Origin of the sequence: Photorhabdus thracensis, assembly GCF_001010285.1 — a bacterium.
Classification (GTDB): Bacteria; Pseudomonadota; Gammaproteobacteria; order Enterobacterales; family Enterobacteriaceae; genus Photorhabdus; species Photorhabdus temperata.
This window is the reverse complement of record NZ_CP011104.1, coordinates 3,859,283-3,871,330: the sequence shown is the minus strand read 5'-3', so window position 1 is coordinate 3,871,330 and position 12,048 is coordinate 3,859,283. Positions and strand designations below refer to the sequence as shown.

Genomic DNA, 12,048 nt, shown 5'->3' with positions numbered 1-12,048 from the left:
ACTTTACAGGCTCAGTATTCTACCAATTGGTCGTAGATTACACCATCTGAGTGTATATTCTCAATCAAACCAGATTTTGAGATGTTTACCCCATTTTACAGTTAGGAGCATAGACAGCACTTTTTATTGGTTAACTATTCTATTTAATTTTAATACTAACAGGCTGAATATGAGGATCAGAGAAATAGATAATAATTCTCAGGGATAGCTGTTATAAACTCATCGGTTTCTTTCTTGTTTGTGTAAAACAGGGAAATAATAGAATTAAAGCCCAGCGGGCCATATGTTAGCCTGACAGGGACACAAATAAGAGTGATTATGCAGAGACCAATAAAAAGAACTCCATAAATTGCAAAAAATAGGAGAAGCCAAAATTCAATTTTATCTAGCCAAAATCTTCCCTAGGGATTATCATATACTTTTACATTACGTAATTTAGAATGAGCTGATATCTCGGTAAAGCAGAGTATTGTAAACAGGTAAGCTCTAAATACCCTTTCGTAACCTAACTATCGATTACGCAAAACATGCTAAAATTACATGGTGCAGTAAACAAGAAGTTTATTGATTCATATGTCCCAGATTTTCAACAGTTGATCAAACAGCATCTTGAGTCTGATAATACTCCAAGAGGCTTCACTGCAAAGAAATAGCCTGTTGGATATTTAAAACCCTGGCTACGTTGAATTAAAGATAAAGTAGAGTGCAGTATAATGTAGCAGGGAAATAGGCTTCCTGCTGTAGGTACTGACTACGTAACAGAGGGAAATAAGAATTTTAGTAACAAGATCATGAGACACAGCTCATAAACTTAACAGATAATTAAAGGTAAGAGTAAGCAAGAATCATGAATATTTTGATTACAAATTTTCATACAGGAAATGGTGGTGGTCATACCACATATATAATGAGTATAGTTAAATATTTTGATTATAACAAAGGGAAACTATTTATTGCTTGCCCACCAGAAAGTAGATTGTACAAAGAACTTGTCAGCTCTGGATTCAACAATGTTGTTCCACTTTATTTTTTCTGCAAACTCAATAAAGTTAAACAACTCGTAACAACCTGTAAAACCTTGTCACGTATTGCAAAAAAACAAAAAATTGACGTTATTCATACTAATGGAACTTCTGATAATAAGATCGCTATCCTAGCAAAGGTTCTTTTTGGCTTGAAAAGTAAGATAATCTATACGAAACATAATCATTATTTTGTGTCTTGGTTATCCAGAGTCAGGCTGAAAAAATTCAATGAAAAAATCATCTTCGTTAGTGACGCCACCAGAAACCAATGCTCATCTTTTGTCTCTGACAAACAAGCTATTACCATAAAAAATGGTGTTAATACTGACAAATGGAAGATTGAACGTATAATTACAGAAAAAGGAAAGATAACGCTTATCTCTTCTGCTGGGACAGCTGGGCACAAAGGTTGGTATTTGTTGATAAGATGCCTGGCAAAAGATAAAGCATTATCTGATAAATTTCGTATAAAGATCATTGGGCGTATTCCTTATCAAAAAGATATCGATAAATTAGTCGGTATTCCTTTCTATCATGTTGATGTTGAATTCACTGGTTATATCAATGATGACAAAAGGATCATTAATTACATGAAGAATGCTTCTGTAGGATTTGTTTTATCTACCAATTGTGAAACTATCAGTTTTGCTTGCAGAGAGATGATGGCTTGTAGTCTACCTATTATTGTCAGTGATTTTGGGGGATTACCAGAAAACATTGATCATGGTGTTAATGGCTGGATCACAAAAGCAGGAAATGAAGCATCAGTATATGAGATTTTAAAACTGATTGCTGGTTTATCATCTCAAGAGTTAGAAAGGCTGTCTGAAAAGGCCAGAGAAAAAGCGATTAAAGAGTTTGATGTGAGAAAAATGGTCTCAGAAACGATAAATATTTATAGTTCAGTTTATAAATCCTAAATCTTTAGATTTACGGCCTGGAGAGCAGGCCGTTATTATTTCACGCTGGTTTTTCAGGCCAGTTAATTTCTGATACTAATGAGGTATCAATGCGACTCAGTAACACTCTATACCTTTTCCATGAAAGTAATAACGTTTTTTCCTCGTTGGTGGCTATCCCTAAATCAATGGCATCTTGCAAAGGCTGAATAATTAAGTTTGCGGCAATCATCTTCTCTGATTTTTGGCCCTCTATCTGTTGTCGTTGCTCTTCCAACGTGTAAATGCGCGGGATGATTTTTTACCGTCAAAAACCCATCCCACTGTAGTATTTATTTCAGCTGGCACTGCTTCTGATGTAAGTTCAGCAACGGGCCTCAAACCGGGATAAGCCCCCTTGCCGATTCCACTGTTTCCATCAAATCAATGCTATTGAATAGTTTTGATATTTATTAGGTTTATGATAAATAAGTTTTCATAATTATGCTCCACTTCCAACTAGCCCTTGTGTACCAAGACATACAGCCTTTTCATCCAAGCGGTCCGTAGAATCAGTGAAATAGGCTACAGAGCCAATGTTGTTCAGAAAGAAAATAAAAGGCATAGGTGTATCGGTATTATGGAAAGCTATTTATCTAATGGTCGGAATTGCCAGAATAAAATAAATGAGGGATGTTTTCCCTCATTTCAAACCTCAAGCTTTATATGAAAAAAACTCTATTTTTTAGCCACTCCAATCATAATATAATTCCATTTTTCAGGAATTATTGCTGAGAATATAAATTTATCAAAAAAATTTAATACTCTTCTTTGTTTTTCTGTTCTTCCAAAACAGGAAACAAACCCTACGGTAGTATATTCAACACTTGAGAATTGATATAAATATTCATTCATATCGTTTATTGTTATATATTTCCATTCATTTCCCCATTGGATAAACTTAGATCTTAATATTTTATGTGCAGGAGATGCTAATAGGTTTTCAGCAAACCAGTATTCTCCTCCTTTCTTTAAAGATTTGTATATTTCTGATATGGCTATTTTCTGATTTTCAATATTATTATTGCGCCCTATACCGCCGATAACTGATTTAGAAAGTACAATATCCAGTTCATTTTCATATGGAATGTTTAGTGCATTTATGTTTTTATATGTAATATAATCACTAAGATTGTAATCTCTATGTTTTTGGTAAGCTTTTTTATTCGGGCCGCCAAGATCTGAGCAAATTACTCTAGCACCATTTAGTGATGCCCATAATGACAAACCACCATTGCGACTGCCAATCTCCAAAGCTTGAGCATTTTCTAAATTAACCTTTCCCTTTGAAAGCCAAAAACCTAAACATTTAGACCAACTATTAACATCCCATTCAATGATATCGTTTAAGGTAGAGCGTGGAATATTTTTCATTAGATTACACCTAGTGCTGATTGATATCGAGAAAATTCCCGATATGAATAGAAAGTAGAATTAAAGTTCGGCAGGCTATACACCAGGCCAGTAGAAATGTAAATGAGAGCTACTATACTAAGAGCGATAAGAAGAACTCTAAAAATCTTATAAGTATTATTTAGCGACAGGAAAATAGGGAATATAGTAAGTACATAACCTATTTTTAAGCGGCACCCCAAAGTTATATGATCTAAAAGACAAAAAATAAATAGCGAAATAGATAGTAACTGATTGATTATCATGATCTTTTTAGGCTGCATATCTATGCGTCAATAGGAAATCGAGTAATAGTAAAAAGTAGTTTAATTTTCAAAGAAATATAAATCAAAACCCAATATTTCTATCCGGATGAGTTATTTGTTAATACCATACTATGTATTCTTCATCATGTGAATCAGAATAATTCAATTATTTTATTAAACCTGAATACTTAGATAATTGAAATAAGATATCTTAGTGGAAAATGTAAGTACAAAAAGTACAGCTATACTATCCATAAATGGATGGTAGAAACGTGGTGATACAGAGGTTATTTATTAATGGGGTTTGTTTAGTAGGAAAGGTGAATACGTAATTAAATTCCCTATTAGTTTTATGAATAGATACGTTTCTGTTATAGAAATCCTAGATAGAGTATTAAATAATTGGGTAGTTCCCTGGAAGCTCCTTGTTTTGTTGAGATCGACTATATTACTTCAGCAGTAACAATAGTCTTTCCGGCTATTGACCATGACCGGTTCACTGTGCAGCCAAAACAAGAACAGGGCCATCTTGGCCCTGATTTCGTCACTCTCACTCTGGCTTTTCCGGCCATTCGATATCAGGAATTAGTGAGGTGTCAACACGGCTCAATAATACAAAATATTTTTTCCAGTTCAATAATGCTGTTTTCTCCGCTTCTGAGGCCAGTTTAGCATCAACGGCATGTTGCAGTAACATAACTGTTTCATTTGCATGTTTGCGCAGTGTAGCTCGTTGCTGCTCTGCCTGTTCAATCTGATTTGCTTTCAGAGCGTCTTTGTTAATAACCCACGTTTTACCGTTCCATATGTCAAAATGGGTCTTAGGTTGTTTAAATGTCAGTGTTTCTGGTAGCTCACCGATTTTTGTGATTTCTTGCTGTATGCGGGTTTGCTTATTGTAAGCAATTTTTCCGCGATAGTCTGGGACGGTTTCCCAACACTTACCGTTTTCACTGCGCCAAACCGCCAAATCATGAGAACTAGGGAGTTCTAGCGCATCGGGATAGGCCCCAGCTGATAGACCGATACCGAGCATCAGATATTCAATATCTGCGCTTGTAAATTCTCTTGTTGATTGATTAGTGTGGTAAACATTTATCCAACCTGCTTTTTCGGCTAATCCATCTTTGCCCAATACTGCTACTTCTGGTTCTAAAGAATACTTTTGTTCTGTCATTATGCTGCTCTCACTATGTAGTTAAATGCGATATTGCGAGGGCGGGTTTCGTTGCCACCAGTCTTATTTGTTTCAAATGTTTGAAACCCTGCTCCGGCCCCCGATGCTCTTCCCGTCCCCGGTTCATTTATTGTTTGATAGCTATGTGAATGTGATTTAAATTCATCAGCCTGCCAAGACAAAATCCCGCGACCACTATCAACACCTCTTCCATCATCCCAACCACGGATAAATTCCCCACGCAAATCAGGCAGTTTTCCTGATGGGTAAGCTACGGCCAATTGTGGATATATGGATTTATTAAATGACTGACCGTTGCATGTGAAATAACCAGTAGGAGCATTAGGTAACGGCCACGGGATGGGTGAGCCCACAGGATGAGTATTGACTGCCCCCCCTCTTGTAAAGTCATGATTATTTAAAAAATATGCATAAAGATTTCCATCGGGATCAATGTATAGTTGACCGACATCACTACCCGCCGTACCGATATTAAGTCCTTTAACCCACCCTGAACTTCCGTTCCCGGACCCGCCCCAGGCCCCAACATAACTACGTGTCGGGATACTGTTGACAAAAATAAATCCATTAAAAGCCCCCACATCCCCCGCACTCAAACTGATATCCCTGGTTAACGCCTTGCCGTTCACTTTCCGGCTGCTCGGTACGGCATTATTAGCTTTTTGCTCAATGGATGTAATATCGTCCATATAAACACATTCACCTCCCTGTTTTGCGCCATTATTATTGGAAAATTGAGCAAATAGCCGACCCGATGAGTTAACCCAAATCTGTCCGTAGTCGCTATCGCCAATACTGACTCCTTTTGCATAATTAATAGATTCTCTACCTTGGAACGCGCCGTTATATCCAAGAGAAGGGATCTCATTAACGGATCTCAAACCGGGATACGCCCCCTTAGCCAAATTCACCGTTTCCGACAAACCAATGTTTGTTGTAACCCGTTAACTGACAGCATTCTTTGCCAAGGCAGCTGCTTAAAGCATTAAACGAGATTTAGTATGGTAAAAATCGGATGGTTCAGCGTGTCAAGAAATAACCAAAATGGCGATTTAGGAAAGAACTTATGCATTGTGATTGAATCGCGATCATGTTTTGGGTAATAAATCAGCATATTCGCATGACCCACTTTCTTACATCATGGGACCCACAATATTCTCAATACTTAGGATGATAAGCCGACATTAAAATCCTGTGTATTGATGCTCTACTCCCTGTTTTGTGATCTAGCTATAAATACCATAACCGATACCTTCTGGTACTTCACGAAAATCGCTGAGGATAATAATGAGATTGTAATGCCTTGTTTTAGATAAACTGACGTTCTTCGATGTTGAAGTAGTTTTACATCATGACTTATCATTTTAAGTGGCTTTATCTCGCCACTATAATTGATTAACGTATGGTATAGCATGAGTTTATTTATACTTGAAAATCACAGTGATATTTCTATGCTATGTTAGTTATCCTATAATCGAAGTATTCAGGTTTATAAAAATATTATATTATTTTGATTCACATGATGAAAAATATGTTGTATGTTACTCGCAAATGGCTCAAATGGATGTAGATATTGAATTTCAGCTTCTATTTAAAAGCTAAATGACTTTTTACCGTTGCATGAATATGTTATTGGTATAGAAGTATGAAGCTTATAAAAAGCTATCTAATCAGACTGTTTACTTTTCCTTTTAACTCATATAGTTTTAGGATACGAACAGAATGGTAAAAGATATTGCGATTAACTATAGTATAGCCAATCAAGAAGCGGGCATAAGAAAATGTAAAATCTGTTAAGTCATATTGATATGTATAACATAGTATCAGCCATACCCAGCTATGATACGTGTATTATTGCCGTTGATAACGGAATGCTCAGGGACTTGTGGTTTTCCGATGAAAATCACTCCTTTTTATGAATAATGCTAATAGAATTTTTTTACTAACTACAACATATCAGTTGGCTCGTTAACTTAGTTATCACTGGTTAATTCATTGGCAATTGTAAAAAAGTAGTAAAAGGTGATTATCTATATGATGACTAAAACTAATGATACTCATGGTTGTGTTCCAAAGAGATTATCAATCGCAGTAGCTGCGCATAACCTAGAAAAACTAATTTTCAAATGTGTAAGCACCATAAAACATGCTTTATCTCAATGCGATCCTGAAGAATATGAAGTTTTGCTGATAGATGATAGTTCTTCTGATTCGACTTCATCAATCTTAAAAAAATTCTCTGAGGAGAATGAGTCCTTTATTTATATAAGAAAGGAGTTTAGAAACGCAGGTAAAGTAAAAAAATATGCGGTAGAAATAAGCAATGGAGAGTATATAACATTCGTTGATGGTGATGACTTTTTATCTGACTTCTCTATGAGAGAAATTTTAGATTTCTTAGAGTATAATAAACCAGATATATTTATCAGTAGGTTAAATGAAGTTAGAAAAGATTCAGATATAATGGAAAAATCAAAATTACTTTCTTCGGTAGAACTTCACAGAAATACAGCAATAAAAGAATTTTTAATTCATAAAAAATATCAAGCTCATCTAATAGGGAAATTTTTTAGGAAAGAACTGTTTCATGGAAATAATTTCCCTGAAGCTCCTTGTTATGAAGATGCATTGTTATTCCCTTTGTTATTGATCAAGTGTAATAATATTCACTATACTGAAATGAAGTACTATAACTACGTAAAAAGAGAGGGAAGTCTGTCTAATTCCATTAATGAAGTTAAAGTAAATATAATGGCAGAGGTTATCTTAATAACTGATAAAACTTTCGGGAGAAAATTTAGGAATCTTACAGCTTGCCATGCTATAGAGCTTATCTATAAGTATGGGGATAAATTATCAAAGGAATATTCTGATTCTATTTACAAGATAATAAATAGCTTGTCTACATTAAGATTTATATTGGACTATAACGTTAGATTTAGTTTTAAAAGAAAATTTATGAAGATAAAAAAGAAATAGAATTTCAAAGGTGAAAAAATCCGTACCCGCATTTTCTCTTATTAAAGAAAATATTGCATAATAGATAGGAATTATTCAGTATCCAAAGAATAAGATTGTTTTTTATAAAATTATATGCAATTTCATAGGAAATATTTATTCGTCTATGGGTAAAGCAGATGAGCCATAAGCACTATGTGAGAATACACGAAGAGTTGTATATTATCTTTTGCTAAAAGGTTAAAAAGGCCTTAAAATGAAACCATTTGTTATAATACTATGAGTGTAGTGATTTTTTTGTTACTATGCTAAATAATAGTGATTTTATAGAAATCGATGAGTAAATATTATGTTTTTTTCTGATTCAAGTGATGTTACCCTGGTTATTACAAGTTGTGGTCGGTTTGATTTATTAAAGCAAACCATTGAGTCATTTGATAAGTATAATTCTTATCCTATAAAAGAGGTTGTAATAACAGAAGATTCTGGAGACAAATCTATTTATTCTGTTATACCTCAGCACTGGTTACCACATTGTGAAATTATTTTAAATAATCCTAATCTAGGACAGATTAAATCAATTGATCTGGCATATAGTAAAGTAAAAACTGACTATATATTCCATTGTGAAGACGATTGGCTTTTCTATCGAGATAAATTTATCGAAGATTCTTTCGTTATTTTGAGATCTGATGAAAACATACTTCAAGTATGGCTTAGGGATTTGAAAGAGGATGTGATACTTCATTATCCATTCCATTACCCTAGTAATTTCAGAGAATTAGAAGGAGTTTGTTTTTCTACTCTGGAAAGTAATGATCCCAAATGGAGAGGGTTTAGTTTTAATCCAGGCCTTAGAAGAAAATCAGATTATGAGTTATTCATGCCATACAATCTAGCTGGTGACACGGAGATGACGCTATCAAAGAAATATGCTGAAATAGGTAAATATACAGTTATTTTGGATAAAAGTGCAGTTAGGCATATTGGTTGGGATGATCATATAAAAACAGATGAAGAGATAAAGCAAAGAAAAATCAAAAATAGACGAAAGATAAAGTATTTTACTTTTGGTGTAATTACAGGGTGCATTTTAATGTATTTGATTAAAGGATTTTAATTAATGTCTATTTTGTTTATGAGTATTAGTAAATAATTTGGGGCTGTCCTAGATAAGTAATTTGATCTAGGATATCCAAATGAGAAAAAGTCGGATTAGCCAATACAAGCAAAAACGTCTTCAGGAGCTCTTTGTGGCAGGGGCTACAGCTCGTACTGCGGCAGAGTCAGTTGTGGTGTCAACAAAACGACTTCAGCTTACTATCTCCACCGCCTCAGAGTCCTTATCGCTGATTATGTCGATGAACACTCTATGTTTGAAGGTGAATTCGAGATAGACGAAAGCTATTTCGGGAGTAAACGTAAGGGAAAACGCGGGGTTCAGCCGGAAAAGTCCCTGTTTTCGGGCTTTTCAAGCGGGGGTGGTAAGGTCTACACCCGCTTAATACCTAACGCTAAATCTGATACCTTGATGCCGATAATCACGGCGAAAATTAAGCCTGACAGCCTGGTCTATACAGACAATTTTGCCAGCTATGATGTGCTGGACGTGTCCGATTTTAAACACTATCGAATCAACCATAGCACGGAGTTTGTAGACGCTAAAAATAGTCAAAACTATATCAATGGGATAGAGAATTTTTGCAACCAGGCCAAACGTCATATGCGTAAATTTAATGGTATACCAAAGGAACATTTTGAGCTCTTTCTCAAGGAATGTGAGTGGAGATTTAACACTCCGGGTGTAAAAGACCAATTATATATTCTAAAACAAATAGTTAAGGGGAAATTATGATCGTTATCTAGGACAGCCCCTAATTTAGCTTTCATAAATTAGTCTAACCTTATCACTATTACCTGTTAGTTTTATCTAAAAATCAGGTTCAACACAAATTCTGTTTGTATTCTTCGTAGCATGAAATTCATTTGGGAATTTTATCTTCTGGTAATGAACTGTATTTCATGATGTTATTACTAAAATTCAAAACATCATCTTGGTTTTCACATATTTCATTAGACAACATTTTACAATTTTCAGATATTGTAGGCTCTTTAATACCTGTCCATTCTGAAAATAGCGTTAAAAAATTCATTGAACTTCGTTGAGAATTAATAAATTTCCGTGATGTATCGTCGTAAGAAGTAATAAACATAGGAACCTGATAGTTCTGCTTGTATTTATCGTTATGAGCAAGTCTCATTTTCTTAGTATCTCTCTCAAAGAAAGACACTCCATGATCAGCAAAATACATCAAAGACCAATTCTTCTCATTTTTCTGTACTTCATCAGTAATTATTGACAGTAAGTTATCAGTATTTTCAATACTCTGTATATAGCAAGAAACCTGCTCTGACTTAAAAAACACTTTGTATTCATAATTTGTTCGGGTACAAGCAGGAGAGTGTGATCCCATTAAATGGATAACAATTAATTTTTTCTCTTTCTTATCTTCCAGGACTTTTTTCACAATGGGTATTACATTTGTATCAGGCATACTTCTGTTAAGACCAGAACTGGATTCACCTTTTTTAATAAACAATGGAGAATCTGCCCTTGCTCCCATACTGGCAACCGGAGTATCAAATAACCCCATCGAACCTTGATTTGATATCCAATAAGTATAAAAGCCAGCTTTTTTCGCCAGTGTAACAATATTATTACTTAAAATCTCTTTACCATCTTTGACCATTGCTAGTGAGTTTGCCAATGATATCTGGGTTGATGGACCTGCTGAGATATAATTTGTAAAAAGTGTCCCATTCGCAGTGCTCATAAAAGGCGTATTGTGTATCGGGAATCCATACGCATTCATAAAATCTTTACGTACACTTTCCCCAATAACAACGACGTAAGTGTTATATTTGGACTGTGCTGATACTGTTCCCCATGTATCTTTCTCTCTCAATATTTCCTGCATTTTTTTGTATTCGCTTTTTACCCTTATAAAGTTGATAGTAACATCTTTGACTACTCTGATTTCAGGAAGACCTGAGTCAAAGATATTAAACTCTTTTCCCTGTATAAAGGATTTTAAAGGGTGGTGTATTATCGTGATTAATGCAAAAGAAAATAGAAAGACATTAACCTTTTTATATAAATTAATGCTTACCTTTAGCGATAAAAAACAAAATATCAAGATAAGCGCACTAAAAAGATAATGTTCAATTGGAATAGAAGAGATAAACTCACTGGCTTCTTGTTTATTTGTATAGAATAATGAAAGAATTGAGTTGAAGTTTGGTGATCCATATGTCAGCCCTACAGGGGCATAAATGAGAGTTGTTATGCCAAGAACGACAAGAAGGACTCTATAAACGGCAGTGACCTTGTTTAGCAATAGGAAAATAAAGAATACAGCGAATACGTACCCTATTTTTAAACGATAACCCATAGCGATATGAGCTAAAAGACAAAAAATGAAGAGTGCAACAACTGGCAATAGCTTGATTAGGTGGTTTTTTATAAATTTCATATTTATATATCAATAGGATATCAAATGGTGGTAAAAGATAGTTCGGATTTCAAAAGGCTAAAAACTGGGATTCAATTTATTCATCTAGCCAAATTTTCGATACTATACTATGTATTTTTCGTCATGTGAATAAGAGTAATCTGATATTTTTAATTGGAAAACTCCTAACATAGGACAAATTGGATGATGTAGAGATACTACTGTATAGTAGTATTCCAACATAAGGAAATAAAGCAATATAATTCTTAGATGTACGGATATAGCTAATTTTTACCGTATTTAATCCCATTTAATATTTTGAAAAGCCGACTTTACAAGGATCGTTGTGAGTTAATAAGTTATAGAAGACATTGTTAAACAGGGGATGGTTATCCCGCAATTTAACTCATCAACGCCTAATTGATCCCCTGCAATTGATAGTAATCGGGTAAGTTTTCTCACTTTTCGCCCAGTATCTTACTCAAATTTCACGATAAAGATATCGGGTGATCTGACATAAAGTTTAAAGTGTTATCTGAGGATTTTCGACGCCGCAAGCTCGGGCATAACGTGCAAGGTATCTTACTGGCCTTGTTAATATTGTTTTCCATAAAAAACACGAAGGGTTCATTGATTAGTAAAATACCCGACCTTTTAGTTTAATATCCAAAAGACAGGCAACAGTTAAGCTATACTAATTTTGAGGTTGACGCCACACGCCCCCGCGTAGCGTTCAAGTGTCGCGATGCTGGTTCTCAT

Annotated in this window: 8 protein-coding genes and 1 pseudogene; 4 read left to right on the top strand and 5 right to left on the bottom strand. The window is 34.8% G+C overall.

The window, feature by feature from the left end:
• Positions 1-847: 847 nt before the first annotated feature.
• Positions 848-1,945 (top strand): glycosyltransferase family 4 protein, encoded by a 1,098-nt coding sequence (locus tag VY86_RS16655; protein ID WP_036840099.1) that lies wholly within the window; start codon positions 848-850, stop codon positions 1,943-1,945.
• A 40-nt stretch (positions 1,946-1,985) separates the two neighbouring features.
• Here VY86_RS16655 and VY86_RS23640 read toward each other — a convergent pair whose 3' ends face one another.
• From VY86_RS23640 to VY86_RS24225, 4 genes are all read right to left on the bottom strand, one after another.
• Positions 1,986-2,201, bottom strand: coding sequence for a tail fiber assembly protein (locus VY86_RS23640; RefSeq protein ID WP_071881041.1), 216 nt, complete (start codon positions 2,199-2,201; stop codon positions 1,986-1,988).
• Positions 2,202-2,641: 440 nt separating this feature from the next.
• Positions 2,642-3,337 (bottom strand): methyltransferase domain-containing protein, encoded by a 696-nt coding sequence (locus VY86_RS16645; protein ID WP_023044896.1) that lies wholly within the window; start codon positions 3,335-3,337, stop codon positions 2,642-2,644.
• Between the two features lie 834 nt (positions 3,338-4,171).
• Positions 4,172-4,798 (bottom strand): tail fiber assembly protein, encoded by a 627-nt coding sequence (locus VY86_RS16640; RefSeq protein WP_021325259.1) that lies wholly within the window; start codon positions 4,796-4,798, stop codon positions 4,172-4,174.
• Positions 4,798-5,700 carry a phage tail protein gene (locus VY86_RS24225; protein ID WP_235184783.1) on the bottom strand — a complete coding sequence of 301 codons (903 nt, stop codon included), beginning with the start codon at positions 5,698-5,700 and terminating at the stop codon, positions 4,798-4,800. The genes VY86_RS16640 and VY86_RS24225 overlap by 1 nt, the downstream gene beginning before the upstream one ends.
• Before the next feature lie 1,153 nt (positions 5,701-6,853).
• Between VY86_RS24225 and VY86_RS16630 the strand changes: the two genes are divergently transcribed.
• The 3 genes and pseudogenes from VY86_RS16630 to VY86_RS16620 all read left to right on the top strand — a co-directional run bounded on the left by VY86_RS16630 (position 6,854) and on the right by VY86_RS16620 (position 9,632).
• Positions 6,854-7,798 carry a glycosyltransferase family 2 protein gene (locus VY86_RS16630; RefSeq protein ID WP_046975788.1) on the top strand — a complete coding sequence of 315 codons (945 nt, stop codon included), beginning with the start codon at positions 6,854-6,856 and terminating at the stop codon, positions 7,796-7,798.
• Positions 7,799-8,126: 328 nt separating this feature from the next.
• Positions 8,127-8,897: a glycosyltransferase family 2 protein gene (locus VY86_RS16625; protein WP_036840104.1), complete on the top strand. Its 771-nt coding sequence runs from the start codon at positions 8,127-8,129 to the stop codon at positions 8,895-8,897.
• Positions 8,898-8,976: 79 nt separating this feature from the next.
• Positions 8,977-9,632, top strand: a pseudogene (locus tag VY86_RS16620) (IS1595 family transposase).
• Positions 9,633-9,759: 127 nt separating this feature from the next.
• On the opposite strand, the gene VY86_RS16615 reads toward VY86_RS16620, so the two are convergent.
• Positions 9,760-11,310 carry a phosphoethanolamine transferase gene (locus tag VY86_RS16615; protein ID WP_046975787.1) on the bottom strand — a complete coding sequence of 517 codons (1,551 nt, stop codon included), beginning with the start codon at positions 11,308-11,310 and terminating at the stop codon, positions 9,760-9,762.
• Between the last annotated feature and the right edge of the window lie 738 nt (positions 11,311-12,048).